Below are 19,980 nucleotides of genomic sequence, written 5' to 3'. Positions count from 1 at the left end.
CCGGAAACTTTACCGGGCCGGCCCGTTCGGCGGCGGGTGCAGAGCGGAGGGCAAGCCTGCTATAATCCAGCCTCCCGCCGCCGACCGCGGCGGGTCCTAAGGAGCGTGCATGGCCGGCAAGACGCTGTTCGACAAGATCTGGGACGCCCACGTCGTGCGGGAGGAGGCGGATGGCACGACGCTCCTGTACGTTGACCGGCACCTGGTCCACGAGGTGACTTCGCCCCAGGCGTTCGAAGGGCTGCGCGTCGCGGGGCGCAAGCCGCGCCGGCCCGCCGCGACCCTGGCGGTCCCCGACCACAACGTGCCCACCACCGACCGGCGCCTCGGCATCACGGACCCGGTCAGCGCCAAGCAGGTGGCGACGCTGGAGGAAAACTGCGCGGAGTTCGGGATCACCCTGTACGGGATGAGCGACGTCCGGCAGGGGATCGTGCACGTGATCGGGCCCGAGCAGGGCTTCACGCTGCCGGGCATGACGATCGTCTGCGGGGACTCGCACACCTCCACCCACGGGGCGTTCGGCGCGCTGGCCTTCGGGATCGGCACCAGCGAGGTCGAGCACGTGCTGGCCACCCAGTGCCTGCTCCAGAAGCGGCCCAAGACCATGGTCGTCCGCGTGGAAGGGGTGCTCCCGGACCGTTGCTCCGCCAAGGACATCATCCTCGCGATCATCGGACAGATCGGCACGGCCGGCGGCACGGGCTACGTCGTCGAGTACGCCGGCTCGGCGATCCGCGCGCTTTCGATGGAGGGACGGATGACGCTCTGCAACATGTCCATCGAGGCCGGGGCCCGGGCGGGGATGGTCGCGCCGGACGAGCAGACGATCGCCTACGTCAAGGGCAGGCCGCTGGCTCCCAAGGGGGATCTCTTCGAACGGGCGGCGCAGGCCTGGCGCCAGCTCGGCACCGAGCCGGACGCCCGGTTCGACAGGACCATCGAGCTGCGCGCGGAGCGGATCGCTCCCCAGGTCACCTGGGGCACGAGCCCCGGCATGGTGACGGGCGTGGACGGCAAGGTCCCGGACCCCCGCGAGATGCCGGACGAGAAGTCGCGCCAGGCGGCGGAACGCGCGCTGGAGTACATGGGCCTGACGCCCGGCACCCCGATCACGGCCATCGCGATCGACCGGGTGTTCATCGGCTCCTGCACCAATTCCCGGATCGAGGACCTGCGCCTGGCGGCCCGGTACGCCAAGGGCAAGAAGGTGGCCAAGAGCGTCCACGCGATGGTGGTGCCCGGATCGGGGCTCGTCAAGAAGCAGGCGGAGGAGGAAGGGCTGGACCGGATCTTCCGCGAGGCCGGCTTCGAGTGGCGGGAACCGGGTTGCAGCATGTGCCTGGCCATGAACGCCGACGTGCTCCAGCCGGGCGAGCGGTGCGCCTCCACCAGCAACCGGAACTTCGAGGGGCGGCAGGGGAAGGGGGGCCGCACGCACCTGGTCTCCCCGGGCATGGCGGTCGCCGCGGCGGTGGAAGGACATTTCGTGGACATCCGGCACTGGTCCTAAGAACCGCGAGACGCAAACGTAAGACGTGAGACGAGGACGAACGGATTTCTGGAGTCACTTCACGTCTTACGTTTCACGTTTCACGTCTAACGAGGGTTTGCATGGAGCCGTTTACGACATTGACCGGGCTGGTCGCGCCGCTGGATCGGGTCAACGTGGACACCGACCAGATCATCCCGAAGCAGTTCCTCAAGACGATCAAGCGGACGGGGCTCAAGGAAGGGCTGTTCCTGGACTGGCGGACGAAGCAGGACGGCTCGCCGGACCCGGACTTCTTCATCAACCAGCCCCGCTATCGGGGCGCGACGATCCTGCTCGCGCGCGACAACTTCGGCTGCGGGTCCTCCCGGGAGCATGCCCCCTGGGCGCTGCTGGACTACGGCATCCGGTGCCTCATCGCGCCCAGCTTCGCCGACATCTTCTACAACAACTGCTTCCAGAACGGGATCCTGCCGGTGGTCCTGAAGGCGGAAGAGGTCCAGGCCTTGTTCCATGCGGTCGCCGCGCGGGAAGGCTACCGGCTCACGGTGGACCTGGCGGCCCAGACCGTGACGACGCCGGACGGGACGGTCTACCGGTTCGATGTGGACCCCTTCCGCAAGGACTGTCTGCTCAAGGGACTCGACTCCATCGGGCTCACCCTCCAGCACGAAGCGGCCATCACGGCCTACGAGCGCCGGCGTAAGGCCGAGGCGCCCTGGCTCTTCTCCGACCGGTAAGCCGCGGTCGAACGCCACTATGCCGATTGCGGCGGTCAACGGCACCGATCTCTTCTATCTGGAGGTCGGAGCCGGCCTTCCTTGCCTGGTGATGCACGGGGGGCTGGGCCTGGACCATACCTACCTGCATCCCGCGCTCGATCCGCTCGGCGACCGGCTGCGCCTCGTCTACTACGACCAGCGCGGCAACGGCCGTTCGGGTCGGCCGCCACTTTCGACCCTCACGTTCGAGCAGTTCGCCGCCGATGCGGACGCCCTGCGGGCCGCGCTCGAGCTCGACCGGGTCGCCGTCCTGGGCCATTCCTACGGAGGCTTCATCGCGCTGGAGTATGCGCTCCGCTATCCGCGGCGGGTGAGCCGTCTGGTCCTGCTGAACACGGCTCCGGCCTGGGACTTTGAGGAGGAAATTCGGGCCAACGCCCTGCGCAAGGGCGCGACGCCCGAGATGCTGGCGGCGATCGAGATCGGCAAGCTGGACGACGAGCGGGCGCAGCGGCGCGCCTTCCAACTGACCGCCCCCCTCTATTACGCGACGTTCGACCTCGAGGCCGCCCAGCGACTGTTCCGGCGCACCCAGTTCTCGATCGGCGCCGCCTTGCGCGGGGAGGAGCTGCAGCGGCAGTACGACACGGTCGCCCGACTGGACCGGATCCGAGTCCCTACCCTGATCGCGACCGGCCGCGACGACTTCATCACCCCGCCGTCCCAGTCCGAGCGGCTCCACAAGGGCATCCGCGGCTCCGAGCTGGTCATCTTCGAGCGGAGCGGGCATTTCCCGTTCGTGGAAGAGCCGGAGGCCTTCTTCTCGGCTGTGCGGGGCTGGCTGGCGCGGGCCGGCTAGCGGGCGGGCGGTCCCAGAATCCTCTTGAGGAACGTGCCGAGCCGGCCGATGACTGGCTCCGGAATTTCGTGCCCGCCCCGGAAGCCGATCCACTCCACCGACAGGCCGGCCCTGGTCAAGAGATCGCGCAACTGCTCGGCGAGGGCGAACGGCAGAAGCGGGTCCTGGCTCCCGTGGCTCTGGAAGATCCTCAGGCCCCGCCGTCTCCGCGCGAGCGGCTCCCACTGGTCCCTCGCCAGCAGGGTGCCCGACAACAGCGCCAACCCGGCGAACGGCTGCTCCTGGCGCAGGGCCACGTCGCAAGCCAGCATGGCCCCCTGCGAGAATCCTCCGAGCACGGTCTGGCTCGGTTTGACGCCTGCCCGGCGGTCGAGGTCCCGAAGCAGCGCGACGACCCGCTCCCTCGCCTCGGTCAGGCCGGGGGGCACTTCGCGCGAGAGCTCCCGCAGTCGCCCCGCCGCCACCTCGCGGGCCACCTTCTCCAAATCAATCATCCACCAGGCGTGGGACTCGACGATTCCCAGGTCCAGGAAGAGCGGCCCCTCGGGGAAGACGAACCTGGTTCCGGCCGGTGCATCCAGCGCCCGCCCAAGCCAGACCATGTCGTCGCCCGGCGCCCCGAATCCGTGCAGCAGGACGACGACCGGCCCGACGCCTCCGCCCCTGCCGTCTGTTCCGCCGGTGATCCGGACGGTCAGGCCTCCAAGCCGCTCTTCTCGCACAGGGACCGGTTCAGCCGGTTGAACGGACGGCTACTTGGTCAGCCGGTTGTAGAACCAGGCCCAGCAGTAGCCGAACAGCCAGGCCCCGACCAGCATGATGAGCAGGTCGGCGATCAGTCGCAACGGGCCGGGCCGAGCCGGCAGGAGGGAGGCGACGTCCGCCCCGAAGAACTGGGCGTTGAAGAAATACACGAAGAACGAGGGAGCGAGGTCCCGCAAGACGATCAGGAAGACGAAAAGGCCGGTGGCGGTGATCGTCAACGCGTTGGCGAACGGGACGGGACGGATCACGCCGCGCTCCATGATCGCCGGCATGGTAGGGAAAACGTCTGCCGAATGCAACGAGCGCCGGACCGATCCGCCCCCGTCACGAAACCGCGGCAGAAGCTCGGAGGGTGCGCCGCCTCGCCCCTCGGACCCCCCTCAGCAGGGGCACTGAATCCCGTTCAGCCAATAGAAGAACCACAGGCTCAGGGCGCAGGTGAGATAAAAGATGATCTTCCCGAGCTTGGTCTCCCACTCCGCTGGCTCCCTGTGCGGTTCTCCCTCAGCGGCCGATTCCCCGCCGAACCGTTGCTTGAACGCCGGCTCCGCCATGACGACACCTCCATTCCGACCAGGATGAACGGCTGTCCGGAGTCTCACGAGGAGGTCATGCCCGACAGGACTAGCCTACGCCCCGAACCCGATCTGTGCAAGAACAGTCTGCAGACCGAGGGAGGATGGCCGGAGAGGAGGCCGTCAGTGCCCGCCGGCGGCGTGCCGCGGGTCGAGCGCCGGGACGTGGTAACGCTTCCGCACCGACTCGACCGGCTCTCCCGCCACCGACCAGAAATCCCACTCCGGCGCGAAGAGATCCGCCGAGACCGCGGCGCCGCGCGCCCAGGCCACCCAGAACTTCTCCGGATCCAGCGCCCCCCTGGCCGAGCCGGCGAACTCGTTGATCTCGATCCCCAGGTGCCAACTGAAGATCACCGGCAGGATGTGCCCCTCCAGCGGCAGCTTGGGATGCATGCCGGCCGTGAAGGTGGAGACGAGGATTTCCCCCTGCGGCGTCGTGTCGTAGCCGCTGAGGACGTGCGTGGAGTCGTGGGGGCGGGCGAAGGCCGCGTTGACCCCGTTCGGATCGCCGGGAAAGGCGTAGCCGTTCTTCTTGTAGATCTCCCAGTAGGCCCGGCCGAACGTGCCGGGCGGCAGGGAGCCGAGGGCCTCGTGCCGGGCGACCAGGGCCGGATCGGCCCGGTCGCCTTTGTACGGCAGGATCAAGGCCATGATGTCCTCGTCGTCGCGCCACGGCCGATCCCAGAGGCTCTTGACGTTCTGGCGCGTCATGTCCGCCAGGGCCCAGTCCAGATTCCCGCGCGCCGCCGCGCCGAGTTGCGCCAGATAGCCCTCCCGCACCCGGAGCGCGGCCGCATAATCGAGCACCAGCGCGATCTTCCCTCCGTCCAGTGCCCCGTCCACGAGCGCCGTCACCGCGAGGAACCGCGCGGCCCACTCGGCCAGTGCGGGATCGGGCAGAGCCGCCGCCAGCTCCGCCGGCGCGATCGAAGCGAGCCCGTCCACGTCCACCTCGCCCTTGAGGCCGAAGGCGTACCGGGACACGCCTTGCAAGGACGAGCGACTGGGTCCGGTCAGCGGCTTGGTCCCGTCCAGAGTGGCCACCCGGCGCATGGCCCGGAGCATCGCGAGCGCTTCGCCGGCCCTGGCGTTGACGAGCTTCACCAGCTTCATGACGCGTTTCCCATCCTAGGAAAACCGCAAGGGGAATGCAATCGCCTCGCCCCCGCACCCCGCGAGGTCGCGCGCCGGCCACGGGTGGTCGGCTTCCGTGAGCCCGTGGAACGCTTCCCGGAGGGCCGGTGCTATAATCGTCCATGGTCCGGGTGGCGAGCCTATCGCTCTTTCTGGCCGGGATTCTGCTGGCGGCAAGCCCCGGCTTCGCGCAGGACGCTCCGACCCTGGAACCACCCGAACCGTCCGGCGACATCGTCCCGTCCATGCGCTTCGAGACGCCGACTTTGATCGCCGGTCGGTTGCTCACCTTCGACACCTACGATCCCGCCATCTGGATCCTCTGGACCCACGTCTACGACGGAGGCCGGTGGGTGCCCGTCCCTTCCGAGCCGCAGTTGCTCGTCTACCCGCGCAACCCCGGCATGATGGACTTCTTCCGCCGGCTCCGTCCAGGCACAGCCATCCGGATGACGATTCAGGCCGATGAAGACGGAAAGCGCCGGGTCGTCGAGCTGGAGGGTGCGTAACGCTCACCACGGGAGGGGACGTCATGAAACCGGAAACCAGAATGGTCGTGGCCGCACTGGGATTCGTCGTCTTGCTGTCATCCGGCGCCGCGGCCGAGGGCCAGCACGTGCCCCAGGCCGTCGAACATGCGCAGGCCGCGGCCGCGCAAGGCCGGCAGGGCTATCCAGACGCCCTGGTCACGCAGGCCCGCGAGGCCCTCACGCACGCCGAGGCGGCTCGGACCGAAACCAAGAGCCCGCATCTGGCTCAAGGGATCAAGAAGCTCAACCAGGCGATCGAGCACGGCATGGCTGGACACGGGGAGGAAGCAACCAAGGCGGCGGAGGAGGCAGTGACGCACCTCTCGCAGGCGGCGAAGCCACAAGCCGAGGCGTCATCGAGCGACGGGTATTGACCGCGAACCGACCGGGCCCGTCCCGTGTCCCGTCAGTACCGGCGGTCCAATTCTGACTGGAAGCTGACGGAGCCGCCCGGCGCGCCAGCAAAGGGCACCGCCGTCGTCACCCGGCTCGTGAGGGTCGGCGGGATGAACGGGGCGCCCATGTCGTAGACCGTGGCTTGACGAACCAGGCTCCGCACGACCCCGTTCTGGTCGAAGAAGACGTGCAGCTCCGTCCGGCTGTCCGGCGTGCCGATTCCGCTGTAGAACAAGCCGACGATGAGCAGGTATTCGAGGGGATTGAACTGCGAGGCTTCGTACTGGTAGGCCCACCATTCTTGCGAATAATCCGCCAGCTCGGCGCGCCGCCGCTCGTCCGGCTCGCCCAGCATGGCCAGGACCTGCTCCCTGGTGGTCTCGCCGACCTTGACCCGGCCCACCGTCGCTTCGTCGGCGATCTTCTCGTTGCCGAGCGAGACGCACCCGGCCAGCAGCAGCCAGCAGAGCCCCAGACTCACGCGACGCACCATGGCGACCTCCCCCTCAACGCGGGCCTATGGTAGGGGAACCGGTTCGGGAATGCAAACCAAAGCAGGGCGGTCCGTTCGGCGGAGTCCGTCCCTTGCCGTTCCTTGCCGCCGATCAGCCGCTCGCCGCTAATCGAGCCGTTCGATCCGTCGGCAGGCCTCCTCCAGGTCCGCGTCCGTCTTCGCGAAACAGAGCCGGATGAACCGGTTGCCCGTGTCGCCCTGAAAGAAGGCCTCGCCCGGCACGCCGGCCACGCCGGTTTGTTCGAGCAGGGCCATCGCCCGCTCCTTGCCGGTCGCGCCGGGGAGGCGCGACACGTCCGCCAGCACGTAATAGGCCCCCTGCGGAACGGAGGGAGGCAACCCGGCTTTCGTCAGCGCCCGGCAGAACCGGTCCCGCTTGTCCTGATAGTCCCTCGCCAGCCCCTCGTAGAAGGACCGGCCGAGCTCGGTGATCCCCGCCGCGACGCCGTACTGGAGCGGCGTGGGCGCGCAGACGTAGAGGAGGTCGTTCATCGCCCCGATCATCTGGGCCCACTTGGCCTGCGCGACACTGTAGCCGATCCGCCAGCCGGTGATGCTGAAAGTCTTCGAGTAGCCCCCGATCGTGACCGTTCGCTCGGCCATGCCCGGCAGCGTCGCCAGGCTGACGTGCTGGCGGCCGTCGAACAGGAAGTACTCGTAGATCTCGTCCGTGAAGACGAACAAGTTGTGGCAGCGGGCCAGGTCCGCGATGCCCTGCAGCTCGTCCCGGCTGAAGACTTTGCCCGAGGGATTCCCCGGCGTATTGACCACGATGGCCCTGGTCCTGTCCGTCACCGCCCGCTCCAGGTCCTGGAACGAGAAGGTCCAGTCCGGCGCGTGCGTCGGAACGGTCTTGGGCACCGCCTCCACCGCGACCAGCGCGCTGACGTGGTAGGCGTAGAAGGGCTCGAAGAGGATGACCTCGTCCCCGGGATTGAGCAGGGCCAGGCAGGCGCAGTGGAAGGAGCCGGTCGCGCCGGCGCTGACCGTGATCTCCGTCTCCGGGTCAGCGGCGATGCCGTTGTAGGCGGCCAGCTTGCGGGCGAGGGCCTGGCGCAACTCCGGCAGCCCGTCGTAGCGGGTGTAGGTGTTCAAGCCCTTCTCCATGGCCCGCTCCGCCCCCTGCACCACCGGCGCGGGCACGGGCGTGTCGCACACCCCCTGGGCTAGGTTGATGCCCTTGACCCTCTCGCAGGCGATGGTCATGGCCCGGATCTCGGACTGGGCCAGCCTCGCCAGCCGCTGATTGCCGTCATGCACCATGCTGCACGTCCTCGCGCACCATTCTATCCCTCCAATGTCGGTTCTCTCCAGAACCCATCGTGCCCATGCGACAAGACTCACGCCACAACGGAGGAGTTCAACTGATCGGGAGTATAGCAGGAAACCTCGGAACCGTGGCCCGGCCGGTCAATCGGGTCGGACACCTGGAACTCCGAGTGGGCCCGTGCTACAACTGGCGCCTGCCATGGACGCGATCACCCTCGCCGACATCCGCCGGGCGGCCGAGCGCCTGCACGGCGTCGCCCACGCGACGCCCGTCTTCACCGGCCGCCAGCTCGACGCGGCCTCCGGCGCCTCGGTGTTCTTGAAGTGCGAGAATTTCCAGCGCGTCGGCGCGTTCAAGTTTCGGGGGGCCTACCACGCGATCTCGACGTTGCCGCCGGAGCAGCAGGGCAAACCGGTCGTGACGATCTCATCCGGCAACCATGCACAGGGGGTCGCGCTGGCTTGCAAGCTCCTCGGCCGCCAGGCCCACATCCTGACCGGCGGCCTCACCAATCCGACGAAACGGCAGGCGGTGCTGGGCTACGGAGCGACGATCCACGAGGCCGCCAATCATCTGGAAGCCGAGCGCAAGCTGCCGGCCCTGCTCGTCGAGTTGGACGGGGTGTACATCCATCCCTTCAACGATCCCCAGGTCATCAAGGGACAGGGGACCGTCATGCTGGAATTCTTCTCCTCCGTGCCCGATCTGGACCTGGTCCTCGCACCGGTGGGCGGGGGCGGGCTCCTTTCCGGCACCTGTATCGCGGCCCACGGGCTCAACCCGTCCATCCGGGTCTATGCCTGCGAGCCGACCGGCGCGCTGGATGCCCTCCATTCGGTCCGCGAGAACCGGATCGTGCCGATGCCCGCACCCAACACGCTGGCGGAGGGGCTGAAGACGAGCCTGGGCGACGTGACGCTCCCGATCCTGCGGCAGCACCTGGCCGGCTTTTTCACGATCGAGGAGGAGGAGATCGTCGCCGCCATGCGCTTCGCCTTCGAGCGGCTCAAGCTCATCATCGAGCCGTCGAGCGCTGTGGCCCTGGCCCCGCTCCTACGGCGGGAGCCGGCGCTGATCGGAAAGAGGGTCGGGGTGATCGTGACCGGCGGGAACGTGAACTTCTCGACATTCTTCGAAGCCGTCCGGGGCGGCAGAGCCTAGCGACCGCTTCTCTTACGTCCCCCGCCGGCCGTAGAGCAGGGTCACGTTGATCCGGCGGTGCTCGTAGCCCTCCCGGAAGCGGATCACGTCCGACTCGTGGAAGAGGTCCGAGTTGAAGACGATGGCCCGGTTCTGCCGGTAGGGAACGCGGACCGCCTTCGCGCCGCTCGCGCGCAGGAACTCCCGCACCTTGGGCTCGTTCCTCGTGCTGTTGTACTCCTTGAAGTTCCACTCCTTCGGCGCTTCCTTGTCCCAGACGATCAGCCCCCCGCTCTCCTGGTCCAGGTTGGCCTCGTCCGGCGTGATCCAGAAGTTCACGTTCACGGCCGCCGCGTCGGCGTGCATGTTCAAGGCCTTCATCTCGCTGTCGCACTTGAAGGCCCAGCTCTGCAGCAGCGGGTGATCCTTGAAGATCCCCGGGAACCGCTCCCGCAGCTCCTCCGCGACCTGGAGAAGGAGCGGACAGGCGAACCCGTCGCCGAAAAAAGCCCCGACATAGCCGTTCTCATAGTCCCGCTTCCAGATCGTGGACTCCAGGCAAAACTTGCGGAGCGATTGCAGGGCCTCGTCCGTGAGCAGCCCGTCAACGTACGTGACCTCCGGGTGGGACGCGTTGTAGCGCGCCTCGATCTCCGCCCTGTTCAGCGCCGGATTCACGGCCCCGCCCGGCAGGGCGGGACAGTCGGCGTAGTGGAGGATGCGGTTGAAGGAGGGGGCGATGTCCCGCAGTTCGTCCCGGCCGAGGGCGACACGGGTCCCTGAGCCAGGTTGCCGAGCGGCGCGCTGCCTCAACTGCTTCAAGGCCTCCAGGTAGAGGATGTAGCCCTGAGGGAGCACCCCTCGATCCAGCAGATACTGGACCTGCTCGGCGTCGTGCTTGAGCCGGGACTTGTAGACGAGCTGGTCCGGCACGGGCCGGCCGTGGTTGTACTTCAGGTCGGCTGACTTGCGCAGAGAGGCCAGGGCCCGGTCGAGGTGGTGCTGCCGGAGATAGGCGAAGGCCAGGTTGTAGTGAGCCTTGACGTAATCGGGCTTGAGGGCCAGCGCCCGCTCGAAGGAGGCGACCGCCTCGTCCGGCTTGTCGTCGTCCAGGAGGGCGGTGCCCAGGTTACAGTGGGCTTCCACATGGTCCGGCTTGAGGGCCAGCGCCCGCCGGTAGGAAGCTACCGCTTCCTCCGTCCGTCCCAACTCCTTGAGCACCACGCCCAGGTTATTGTGGGCTTCGACATAGTCCGGCTTCAAAGCCAGCAGCTTCTCGTACCGGGCCGCCGCCTCCGCCCACCGGTCCTGCTCCATCAGGACCGTGCCGAGGTTGCTCTGCGCCTCCACGTAACGGGGGTTCAGAGCCAGGGCCTTGAGATAGGCCGAAGAAGCCTCCTCCAGCTTGCCCTGCTTCTGCAGGACGACGCCGAGGTTGTAGAAATAGGGAGCCTTGCCCGAGTCCTGCTGGATCGCTTGCGAGAGGAGCTGAACGGCCTTGTCGAGCTGGCCGGTCTGGTAGGCCAGGATGCCCGAGAGGTGCAAGGCCTCCGCATGGCGCGGATGGGCCTCAAGGATCTGCTTGTAGAGGGACTCGGCTTCCAGGTGACGGCCGGCCCTGTGGAACGAGATGGCATCTTGGAGGGCGGACTGGACGTCGGGCGTCCCGCGCGACGGTCCCGCGCCCCCCTGAAGCTTGGCCTGCCGCCGCCGCTCCGCCCGATTCATGTCCGGCTCCCCTCGACGGAAAAGAGGAGCCGATGCTAGGCATTTCCGGCGGAAAAGTAAAGAGCCCGCGGCGGAGCCTCGCTCCTTCCCCTGATGAGGAGGGGAAGGCCATGCGATCGGTCTTGGCCCGGCTCTCTGGTGATGCTATGATGTCCTGCCATCAAGTCATCGTGAAGGGGAACATGCCGAACGACGCGAGAACCACCGTCTATCTGAAGCCCAAGGTGTACCGGGCGTTGAAGGTCAAGGCGGCCGAAACCGACCGGACGATTTCCGAGCTCGTCAACGAGGCCGTGATCGAGCTGCTCAGGGAGGACGCCGAGGACCTTGAAGCGTTCGAGAAACGCCGCAAGGAGCCCAGCCGTCCGTTCGAGAAGGCGCTCGAGGACCTGAAGCGTGACGGGCTCCTATAGCGTCCTGCTGAAGAAGTCCGCCGAGCGGGAGTTACGGTCCCTTCCCACAGAAGCCCTCCGACGGGTCGCAGACCGAATCAAAGCATTGGCCACCAACCCGCGGCCGCCGGGCTGTGAAAAACTGTCGGGTGAGGATCGCTATCGGATTCGGCAAGGCGACTACCGCGTGGTCTATGCGGTGGACGATGGACAGCGGATCGTCGAGGTGGTCAAAGTAGGGCATCGAAGAGAGGTGTATCGAAAATAGCCTCGGCAACGGAAGCGGCCTCGAAGCTGCCCGCCCTTCGTCAGCCGAGGCCTCTTTCTATCCGACTGATGCTACTTGACCGCCCAGACCTGGCCCATCGCGGGAAGGCCCAGCAGGACCCTGTCGTCCGCCGCCACCCGCTCCATCTCGGCCGCCACCTCGGCGACCTCCTCCCGCGTCGTCAGCCCTTCCTTGAGCAGTTCGGGGGCCAGGTCGAGGAACGAGATCCCCAACAGCCGCTTCTCTTCGCCCTTTCGGACAAGCGGCATGTGCTCGCTCGCCGTCACTTGGCGGAAGCCGATCTCGCGGACCAGCTTGGCCAGGTCCGAGCCGATCCGCCAGTGCTGGCCGCGGCGATCGCTGAGGGCGAGCTTCAGCTCGGCGGAGCGGGCCACGAGGCGGGAAGGAGGCTCGCACCTCCAGCGGCTCGAATCAATCTCCTCGCAGACCAGGCGGCCGCCCGGCTTGAGCAGAGCGGCCATGGCCCGCAGGGCCTCGGCCGGCTTCGTCAGGTGGATGAGGACCAGACGGCAATAGACGAGATCGAAGCCGGCTTCCGCCAGGGCCGGCGCCGCGACGTCGGCGGCCAGGAAGGAGACGTTCGTCAGGCCGCTGGCTTCAACCTGGCGGCGGGCCTGCTCGATCTGCTCGACGCTGATGTCGAGGCCCACGAGCAGGCCGGAGGGGCCCGCCTGCTCGGCCAACCAGCGGATCATGTTCCCGCTGCCGCAGCCGACCTCCATGACGCGGAGCCCCGCCGCGAGCCCGGCCCGCCGCAGCAGCGCTTCCGACTCGGGACCGTAGGCGCGGTTCAGGAGGCGCAGCCGCTCGACGTCCCCGGCTCCTCGCGCGAGGTAGTATCCGTCATGACTGGAAATTGTCACAGACATGACAAGCGCTGGCCCCGTTCGCTCACTGGTTCAGGGGCGCTTTGCACTGGGGCCCAGGAGGGAAGTTGATCCGCTCCATGATGTGGCGGATGTAGAAGCGGCGCACGAAGTTCGTCACGTCTTCCCCGTAGATCTCGTTGTGGCCGGGGATCAGCTTCTCGTCGGTCGAGACCACGAAATAGGGGTGATTCGGTTCGTACTCGCGCACCTTGGTAAACCGGGTAAGGTGCACGCGGTCACCATACGCGATGTCTCGCCGGTTGAGATCCTCGGAAACGATGTAGGCATCCATGGCCGGATCCGCCGATTTCTCTTCCGAACCCGGGCTCGGCTTCTTTGGGGCGAAGCGGCGTTTCTCCTCAACAAGCGCCTTGTAAAACTGCCACTCCTCGCCCTCCTGCCTTTCGAAATCCGCCACGAAATCCTTGATCGGAGCAAGGTAGGGGCACCCGCACGTGCCCGTGTCGCCCGTCTTCGGGATCGGCTCCTTGCCATCCATCAACGACAGCTCGTGCGTCACGTAGCGGTCCATGTGGCCCACGGTCCGCACCAACGCCTCTCCCTGTTCGTCCGAGCTCGTGGATTCAAACAGGGTGCTGAAGGTTCGCCCGAAGGGAAAGGCGAATCTGGTCGCCCAGTCCGCCTTCGAGTTGACGACCATCATCACCGGGCGCTGGCGCTCCGGATAGCAGCGATTGACGGCGACCCGATGGAGCGGTTCGTAGAGCGCCCCTTCGAACGCCGGGTTGATGAGAATCACCAGGTCGCCGAAGCTCTTGGCGGGCGAGAGCGAGGCGGCCTGCCGGGGAATGGCCCGCTCGGTCAGGCCGTGGGACAGGGCGGAATAGATCACCTTGGCGCCGAAGCTGTGGCCGGTGACGATCAAGTGCGTCCCGAGCCCCTTTCGTCTCGGATTGTCCCGTGACCGAAACTCGTTGAGCCGAGCCAGCAACTCGGTTACGCCGCCCAACCCGACCTCTTGCGCGGTGTTCTTTCGATCCCAGAAGCTCATGGATTCGAAAGGCTCCAGGGTGGCGGACAATCCACGCCATCCGACATAGACCCCGACTACCTTTCTGGACTGGTCCATCAACGTCCGTTCCATGAAATCGAGCCGCTCCAGCAAGCTCTGGAAACACTGGACGTTGTTGTCGCAGGCGTCCGCGTTGTGCCGCCACCCGTGGGCATACACGATGATGATGAAATCCTCGTCTTTCTGGGAGCGGTTCAGGAAGTCCAGCAGCCTTTCCATCTGTTTGGGCTCCCGGAACCAGCCCTGGTCATCGAACTCTACAAAGGCCATGTAGTAATCGTGTTCCTGTTGGAGCTTCCCGGCGGTGTACGTGCGCTGCACGAGCGACGAGTAGGCGCAGGTCTTCCCCCCCTGACGATCAGCCGTCACCCGGCACGGCTCAGCCGGGGTCTCGGCATGATAGGTCTGGAGCTTCGTGCAGGCAGGCATCGCCAGTATGGCGAGGATGGTGACCGTTCCAAGGATCGGGGCCTTCATAGCGGTGCCCTCCTTGTTGGCGGGAACCACATCGTGGGAGGTTCCCGTCGTACCAGGATTTCTGACCCTGTGATCCAGCCGAATCCTATCTCGTATCAAGCAACTAATCCCGCGTCAGCTTCCGGTAGCGGATGCGGTGCGGGCGGTCGGCCTCCTTGCCCAGCCGCTTCTTCCGGTCCGCCTCGTACTCGCTGTAGTTCCCCTCGAACCAGACCACCTTGGAGTCCCCCTCGAAGGCCAGGATGTGGGTGGCGATCCGGTCCAGGAACCAGCGGTCGTGGCTGCTCACCACGCAGCAGCCGCCGAACTGCTCCAGGCCCTCCTCCAGGGCCCGGAGCGTGTTCACGTCCAGGTCGTTGGTCGGCTCGTCCAGCAGGATCAGGTTCGCTCCCTCCTTGAGCATCCGGGCCAGGTGCACCCGGTTCCGTTCCCCGCCGGAGAGGTCCTTCACCTTCTTCTGCTGGTCGGAGCCGCCGAAGTTGAACTTGCCGCAGTAGGCCCGCGCGTTGACCTCCACCTTGCCGAGCGGAAACGTGTCCTTCCCGTCGGAGATCACTTCATAGACGCTCTTGGTTCCGTCCAGCGTCCGGTCCTGGTCCACGTAGCCGAGCTTGACCGTCTCGCCGATCCGGATCGTGCCCGAATCCGGCTTTTCCTTCCCCACGATCATCCGGAACAGCGTCGTCTTGCCCGCCCCGTTCGGCCCGATCACGCCGACGATGCCGCCGCGCGGCAGGTGGAAGGACAGCTTTTCGAAGAGCAGCTTGTCCCCGTAGGCCTTGGCGATCTCCTTGGCCTCGACCACCACGTCCCCCAGGCGCGGGCCGGGCGGGATGTAGATCTCCAGGTCCTCGACCTGCTTCTCCTGTTTCTGGTTGAGCAGCTCTTCGTAGCGGGTGACGCGGGCCTTGCCCTTGGCGTGCCGGGCCTTGGGGGCCATGCGAATCCATTCCAATTCCCGCTCCAGCGTCTTCCGCCGCTTGGATTCGGCCTTCTCCTCCCTCTCCAGCCGCGCCTGCTTCTGCTCCAGCCAGGAGGAATAGTTGCCCTCGAAGGGAATCCCCTGCCCCCGGTCCAGCTCCAGGATCCAGCGAGCCACGTTGTCGAGGAAGTAGCGGTCGTGGGTCACGGCGATGACCGTGCCCTCGTACTGCTGGAGGTGCTGCTCCAGCCATTGGACCGACTCGGCGTCCAGGTGGTTGGTCGGCTCGTCCAGCAGGAGGATGTCCGGCTCCTGGATCAAGAGGCGGCAGAGGGCGACCCGCCGCCGCTCCCCGCCGGAGAGGACCCCCACCTTCGCGTCCGGCGGCGGGCAGCGGAGCGCGTCCATCGCCACCTCGAGCTGGTTCTCCAACTCCCAGCCGTTGACCGCCTCGATCTTCTCCTGGAGCCCGCTCTGCTTCTCCAGCAATTTTTCCATCTCGTCCGGCGAGCAGTCGCCCAACTTGTTGCTGATCGCTTCGTACTCCCGGAGGAGGTTGACGACGCCCCGCCGCCCCTCCTCGACCACTTCCTTGACGGTCTTGGCCTTGTCGAGCTGCGGCTCCTGTTCCAGCAGCCCGACCGTGTAGCCCTTGGACATCGTGATCTCGCCCAGGTAATCCTGCTCCGCCCCGGCGATGATCCGGAGCAGCGTGCTCTTGCCGGACCCGTTGAGCCCGAGCACGCCGATCTTGGCCCCGTAATAGAACGAGAGGTAGATGTCCTTGAGCACCTGCTTCTTCGGCGGATAGACCTTGCCGACGCCGATGAGCGAAAAGATGATCTGCTTGTCGTTCGTAGCCATGTCTCCTCTTCCGTGTGGCTGATTCAACGCCGGGTGTCGGTGAGCCCTTCACCGGTCCCGTTCGGCCTTCTCGATCGCCTCGCGCTGGTCCTTGCTCAGATCCGTGTCGAGGAACGCCCCGGAGGCCGGCACTTCCATGTGCAGGTCCGAGGTCACGTCAATCTCCACCGTCGCGTCTTTCAGGCGGAAGTCCAGCACGTGGCCGCCCCTGGTCCGGTCTTCGGACAGGAAGTGCACGTGATAGCCCGGCACGTTGATGCCCTGGGTATAGTCGGGAAACCGGTAGCCCACCAACGTGCCCTTGAGTCCCTCGTGGACGTAGACCGGTTGCCGCTTGGCCACCTCGGCCAGCGGTGGATAGGGTTTCGTCTGCCGGGGCACGGCCCGGACCTTGACGTAATCGAACGCACCCGTGGCCAGAAGGGCGTAGAAGACGTTCTTGCTCGGCACCGCCTTGTCCACCGCCTGCTGGAAGTGCGTCCAGTCCACCAGCTCCTCGTAGATGACCTTCACGGTCGGGTCGAAGCGCATGACGACCGCGAAGGGCGTTTTCTGTGAGGGCTCCACCGGATAGGCCTTCCCGTCGGACTTGATCTGGTAGAACCGGCCGCCGAACGCGATCATCTCTCCGTCCAGGGCGTTGAAGGTGCCGAGCCCGAAATCCCCGTGCTTGGCCAGCTCCGCGTAGGTCGTCTCTCCGTCGTAGACGCCCTCCATCAAGGCGCCGATCGTCGAGGCCTGGAACAGCTCGTGGGCCTTGTGCGAATCGTGGTGGAACAGATCCCCCTTCTGCCGGTGGGCCTGGAAGGCCCTGATGAAGACATCGTCAATCGCCATTCCTCGGTCCTCCTCGTTCCGCATCGTCCGGGCCGGGCCGGTGCCTTGCGCCTTGGCCGCCCGTTCGAGCAAACCGCAGGGGCCGGCAACGACCAGAGCCGCAAGGCCCACTCCCAGTCCTTTCAGCAAACCACGGCGTGTCAGCTTCTGCTCGAACGGACCGCTCATCATACGCTCAATGTTGGGCCGAGCCCTCGATCGCCTTGACCAGCTCCTGGTTGTCCCGATAGTCAATCGCCACCTCGATCAGCGCCGGCCCCTCGGCGGCCAGGGCCTTCTTCAAGGTGGGCACGATCTCCTCCGCCTCCGCGATCCGGAAGGCCGCAGCCCCAAAGGCCTCCCCGAGCTTGACGAAATCCGGGTTGCCGAACTCCGCCCCGAAACATCGGCCGTAGTCCCGCGTCTGGAGGGACTTGATGAGGTTGTAGCTCCCGTCCTTCCAGACGACGTGCACGGTCGGGAGCCTGAGCCGGACCGCCGTCTCCAGCTCCATGCAGGTCATCAGGAACGACCCGTCGCCCGAGACCGAGACGGCCTTGCGGCCCGGCCTGGCCAGGGCCGCGGCGATAGCCCAGGGCAGGGCCACGCCCATCGTCTGGTGGCCCATGCTGAACAGCAGGTGCCGCGGCTCGAAGCAGAAGAAATGCCGGGCCATCCAGATCTCGTGCGCCCCCACGTCACAGGTGACGGTCACGTCGTCCCCGATGGTCTGCCGGAGGTCGTGGATGAAGCGCAGCGGGTGCACCGGCGAGCCGGCCAGGGTCGCGCCCCGATGCTCGTCGTCGCGCAGGGCTTTCCTCGCCTGGACCACCTCGGGCCGCTCGGCTGGCGCGGTCAGGCGAACGAGCGGGGAGAGGGCGTCCAGGTTCCGGGCGATGTCGCCGACGACCTCGACGGAAGGCCGGTAGGCCCGGTCCACGGTCGCCGGCAGCTCATCCAAGTGGACGATTGAAAGCTTGGGCGAGGTGTTCCAGGCGGCTGGGTCATACTCGACCGTATCGTAGCCGATCGCGAGGACCAGGTCGGCCTGCTGGAGCACGAGGTCACCAGGCTGGTTGCGGACATAGCCGACCCGGCCCACGAACCGGTCGAGCAAATCACGCGAGAGGGCCCCGGCCGCCTCGAAGGTCATGGCAACCGGCAGCGGATGCTGCCGGACGAAGCGGCGGGCGGCGGCCGAAGCGGCGGGCAGGCTCGCACTCACCCCCAGCAGGACGACCGGGGCCTTCGCTCCGTTCAGCAGGGCGGCGGCCCGGCTCAAGATGTCGGCCGGCGCGGCTCCTTGCTGCACCGGCTCGGGGGCCGGGATCGCCGCGGCGGAGACGGCCGCCTTGGCCACGTCCACCGGCACCGACACGTGCACGGCTCCCGGCCTCGGACGGGCGGCGATGCGGAAGGCGTTGACGAGGATCTCCGGCAGGCTGTTCGGCTCCTCCGCCTCGACGCTCCACTTGGTGATCGGCGCGAAGAGGCTGACCGAATCCAGGTTCATGTGGCTCTGCTTGCACCGAGCGGCGCGCGGGACCTGGCCGGTGATGACGACCAGCGGGTCCCGGTCCTCAGTGGCCGTCGCCACGCCGCAGACCGCGTTGATGAGCCCCGGACCGGAGGTGGTCAGGACGACGCCCGGCTTGCCGGTGATCCGGCCCCAGGCCTGGGCCATGAACGAAGCGCCGGTCTCGTCCCGGCAGAGCACGAACTTGGGGCCGTGCCGAGCCAGCACGTCCACGATCGGCAGGACCGCGCCGCCCGGCACGCCGAAGATATATTCCACCCCCTGGGCCTCCAGGGATCGTACGAGCAATTCCGCTCCGGTTGTCGGCAGCTTGGCCTCAGGCATGGAACCTCCTTCTTCATGGGGAGATCGTTCCCCGGTTCCCGCTTTCCCCGGTGATCAGGCGGGCCGAGCGTTGGAGGGCCAGGTAGGCCCAGGCCCACTCGAGGAGCACCGCGACCCGGTTCCGAAAGCCGATCAGAAAGAAGATGTGGACGAAAGTCCAGACGATCCAGGCGAAGAAGCCCGACAGTCTGATCCTGCCGAAATCGGCCACAGCCGATGCCCGCCCGATCGTGGCCAGGGTCCCCCGGTCCCTGTAGCGGAACGGCTCGCTCGGCAGCCCTTGGCACAGGCGTAGGATGGTGTTGGCCGCATGCCGGCCCTGTTGGATCGCGACGGGAGCCAGGCCGGGCAGCGGCTCTCCGATCTGGTGCGTGAATGCGGCCAAGTCGCCGATCACGAAGACCTCCGGATGGCCAGGGATGCTCAAGTCCGGCTCCACCAGCACGCGGCCGGCGCGATCGAGCGGAACATCGAGCGAGGCCGCCAGGGGCGAGGCCGTGACGCCGGCCGCCCACAAGACCGTGGCGGCGGGGACAGCCTGGGTCCCGCACAGGACCCGGTCCGGCCTGATCTCGGTGACCGGAGTCCGCTTCTTCACGTCCACGTGCAGTCGTGCCAAGGCGGCCTCGGCCTCACGCGAAAGCTCCTCCGGAAAGGAGGGCAGCACGCGCGGGCCCGCTTCGATCAGCACGATGCGCGCCTCCCGCGGATCGATGGCGCGGAAATCCTGCACCATCACCTGGTGGGCGATCTCGGCGATGGCGCCGGCCAGCTCGACCCCGGTCGGCCCGGCCCCCACGATCACGAACGTCAACAGCGCCTGGCGCTTGGCCTCGTCCGGTTCCCGCTCGGCTTTCTCGAAGGCGAGCAGGATGCGGCGCCTGATCTCCAGCGCGTCCTCGACGCTCTTGAGACCGGGAGCCAGGGCCTCCCACTCCCGGTGCCCGAAGTACGAGTGCCGCACACCCGCCGCCAGGATCAGGTAATCGTAACCGACTTCGCCGTCGGCCAACGAAACCGTGCGGGCGTGGACGTCGATCTTGACCGCCTCCGCCAGCAGCACGCAGGCGTTCTTCTGGCGGCGCAGCACGCTGCGGATGGGATGGGCGATGTCTCCCGGAGACAGACCGGCCGTCGCGACCTGGTAGAGCAACGGCTGGAACAGATGGTAGTTGTGCCGGTCAACGACCGTGATCCGGACCTCCGCGTGCCTGAGAGCCCGGACGGCGTAGAGGCCCCCGAAGCCCGCCCCGACAACCACCACGTGCGGCCGATCCTGAACGGGCATGACTCCCTCCGCCGCCGGTCGCCCGGCCAGGAGCCCCTGGC

21 protein-coding genes are annotated in these 19,980 nt (G+C 67.0%); 8 read left to right on the top strand and 13 right to left on the bottom strand.

Going from position 1 to position 19,980, the window contains the following annotated elements:
* The first annotated feature begins 109 nt into the window (after positions 1-109).
* From leuC to AB1411_03915, 3 genes are all read left to right on the top strand, one after another.
* The gene (gene leuC, locus AB1411_03925) at positions 110-1,513 is read left to right on the top strand and encodes a 3-isopropylmalate dehydratase large subunit (protein ID MEW6542741.1); all 1,404 of its coding nucleotides are present in this window, start codon (positions 110-112) and stop codon (positions 1,511-1,513) included.
* Between the two features lie 101 nt (positions 1,514-1,614).
* Complete coding sequence (leuD, locus tag AB1411_03920) at positions 1,615-2,232, top strand: 3-isopropylmalate dehydratase small subunit (GenBank protein MEW6542740.1); 618 nt, start codon at positions 1,615-1,617, stop codon at positions 2,230-2,232.
* Positions 2,233-2,251: 19 nt separating this feature from the next.
* The gene (locus AB1411_03915) at positions 2,252-3,073 is read left to right on the top strand and encodes an alpha/beta fold hydrolase (protein ID MEW6542739.1); all 822 of its coding nucleotides are present in this window, start codon (positions 2,252-2,254) and stop codon (positions 3,071-3,073) included.
* On the opposite strand, the gene AB1411_03910 is transcribed toward AB1411_03915, so the two are convergent.
* From AB1411_03910 to AB1411_03895, 4 genes are all read right to left on the bottom strand, one after another.
* The gene (locus AB1411_03910) at positions 3,070-3,795 is read right to left on the bottom strand and encodes a hypothetical protein (GenBank protein MEW6542738.1); all 726 of its coding nucleotides are present in this window, start codon (positions 3,793-3,795) and stop codon (positions 3,070-3,072) included. The genes AB1411_03915 and AB1411_03910 overlap by 4 nt on opposite strands.
* 30 nt (positions 3,796-3,825) lie before the next feature.
* Positions 3,826-4,086 (bottom strand): DUF5676 family membrane protein, encoded by a 261-nt coding sequence (locus AB1411_03905; GenBank protein ID MEW6542737.1) that lies wholly within the window; start codon positions 4,084-4,086, stop codon positions 3,826-3,828.
* Between the two features lie 132 nt (positions 4,087-4,218).
* Positions 4,219-4,392: a hypothetical protein gene (locus AB1411_03900; GenBank protein MEW6542736.1), complete on the bottom strand. Its 174-nt coding sequence runs from the start codon at positions 4,390-4,392 to the stop codon at positions 4,219-4,221.
* A gap of 144 nt (positions 4,393-4,536) precedes the next feature.
* Positions 4,537-5,529 (bottom strand): hypothetical protein, encoded by a 993-nt coding sequence (locus AB1411_03895; GenBank protein ID MEW6542735.1) that lies wholly within the window; start codon positions 5,527-5,529, stop codon positions 4,537-4,539.
* Between the two features lie 143 nt (positions 5,530-5,672).
* On the opposite strand from AB1411_03895, the gene AB1411_03890 reads away from it, so the two are divergent.
* A complete protein-coding gene (locus tag AB1411_03890; protein ID MEW6542734.1) occupies positions 5,673-6,059 on the top strand; it encodes a hypothetical protein in 387 nt (128 codons plus the stop codon).
* Positions 6,060-6,082: 23 nt separating this feature from the next.
* A complete protein-coding gene (gene smbP / locus AB1411_03885) occupies positions 6,083-6,454 on the top strand; it encodes a small metal-binding protein SmbP (GenBank protein ID MEW6542733.1) in 372 nt (123 codons plus the stop codon).
* 32 nt (positions 6,455-6,486) lie between these two features.
* On the opposite strand, the gene bamE is transcribed toward smbP, so the two are convergent.
* Positions 6,487-6,969, bottom strand: coding sequence for an outer membrane protein assembly factor BamE (gene bamE, locus AB1411_03880; protein MEW6542732.1), 483 nt, complete (start codon positions 6,967-6,969; stop codon positions 6,487-6,489).
* A gap of 126 nt (positions 6,970-7,095) precedes the next feature.
* The gene (locus AB1411_03875) at positions 7,096-8,253 is read right to left on the bottom strand and encodes a pyridoxal phosphate-dependent aminotransferase (GenBank protein MEW6542731.1); all 1,158 of its coding nucleotides are present in this window, start codon (positions 8,251-8,253) and stop codon (positions 7,096-7,098) included.
* 205 nt (positions 8,254-8,458) lie between these two features.
* On the opposite strand from AB1411_03875, the gene AB1411_03870 reads away from it, so the two are divergent.
* On the top strand, positions 8,459-9,421 hold the full coding sequence (locus tag AB1411_03870; protein MEW6542730.1) for a threonine/serine dehydratase: 963 nt from the start codon (positions 8,459-8,461) through the stop codon (positions 9,419-9,421).
* Between the two features lie 12 nt (positions 9,422-9,433).
* Here AB1411_03870 and AB1411_03865 read toward each other — a convergent pair whose 3' ends face one another.
* Positions 9,434-11,128 carry a tetratricopeptide repeat protein gene (locus tag AB1411_03865; GenBank protein MEW6542729.1) on the bottom strand — a complete coding sequence of 565 codons (1,695 nt, stop codon included), beginning with the start codon at positions 11,126-11,128 and terminating at the stop codon, positions 9,434-9,436.
* A 110-nt stretch (positions 11,129-11,238) separates the two neighbouring features.
* Here AB1411_03865 and AB1411_03860 point away from each other — a divergent pair, with 110 nt between their 5' ends.
* Positions 11,239-11,541, top strand: a complete 303-nt coding sequence (locus AB1411_03860) for a ribbon-helix-helix domain-containing protein (GenBank protein MEW6542728.1) — start codon at positions 11,239-11,241, stop codon at positions 11,539-11,541.
* The gene (locus AB1411_03855) at positions 11,525-11,788 is read left to right on the top strand and encodes a type II toxin-antitoxin system RelE/ParE family toxin (GenBank protein ID MEW6542727.1); all 264 of its coding nucleotides are present in this window, start codon (positions 11,525-11,527) and stop codon (positions 11,786-11,788) included. The genes AB1411_03860 and AB1411_03855 overlap by 17 nt, the downstream gene beginning before the upstream one ends.
* A gap of 71 nt (positions 11,789-11,859) precedes the next feature.
* On the opposite strand, the gene AB1411_03850 is transcribed toward AB1411_03855, so the two are convergent.
* From AB1411_03850 to AB1411_03825, 6 genes are all read right to left on the bottom strand, one after another.
* Positions 11,860-12,678 (bottom strand): methyltransferase domain-containing protein, encoded by an 819-nt coding sequence (locus AB1411_03850; GenBank protein ID MEW6542726.1) that lies wholly within the window; start codon positions 12,676-12,678, stop codon positions 11,860-11,862.
* A gap of 22 nt (positions 12,679-12,700) precedes the next feature.
* Entirely contained in the window at positions 12,701-14,188 is a 1,488-nt protein-coding gene (locus AB1411_03845) for a hypothetical protein (GenBank protein MEW6542725.1), read from the bottom strand.
* A 103-nt stretch (positions 14,189-14,291) separates the two neighbouring features.
* Entirely contained in the window at positions 14,292-15,974 is a 1,683-nt protein-coding gene (gene ettA, locus AB1411_03840; GenBank protein ID MEW6542724.1) for an energy-dependent translational throttle protein EttA, read from the bottom strand.
* 48 nt (positions 15,975-16,022) lie between these two features.
* Complete coding sequence (gene budA, locus AB1411_03835) at positions 16,023-16,979, bottom strand: acetolactate decarboxylase (protein MEW6542723.1); 957 nt, start codon at positions 16,977-16,979, stop codon at positions 16,023-16,025.
* Between the two features lie 7 nt (positions 16,980-16,986).
* Positions 16,987-18,651 (bottom strand): acetolactate synthase AlsS, encoded by a 1,665-nt coding sequence (alsS, locus tag AB1411_03830; protein ID MEW6542722.1) that lies wholly within the window; start codon positions 18,649-18,651, stop codon positions 16,987-16,989.
* Between the two features lie 13 nt (positions 18,652-18,664).
* A complete protein-coding gene (locus AB1411_03825) occupies positions 18,665-19,939 on the bottom strand; it encodes an NAD(P)/FAD-dependent oxidoreductase (protein ID MEW6542721.1) in 1,275 nt (424 codons plus the stop codon).
* Between the last annotated feature and the right edge of the window lie 41 nt (positions 19,940-19,980).

The sequence above is a fragment of the Nitrospirota bacterium genome, from assembly GCA_040757595.1.
GTDB lineage: Bacteria > Nitrospirota > Nitrospiria > Nitrospirales > Nitrospiraceae > JBFLWP01.
This window is presented reverse-complemented; position numbering and strand designations above follow the sequence as displayed.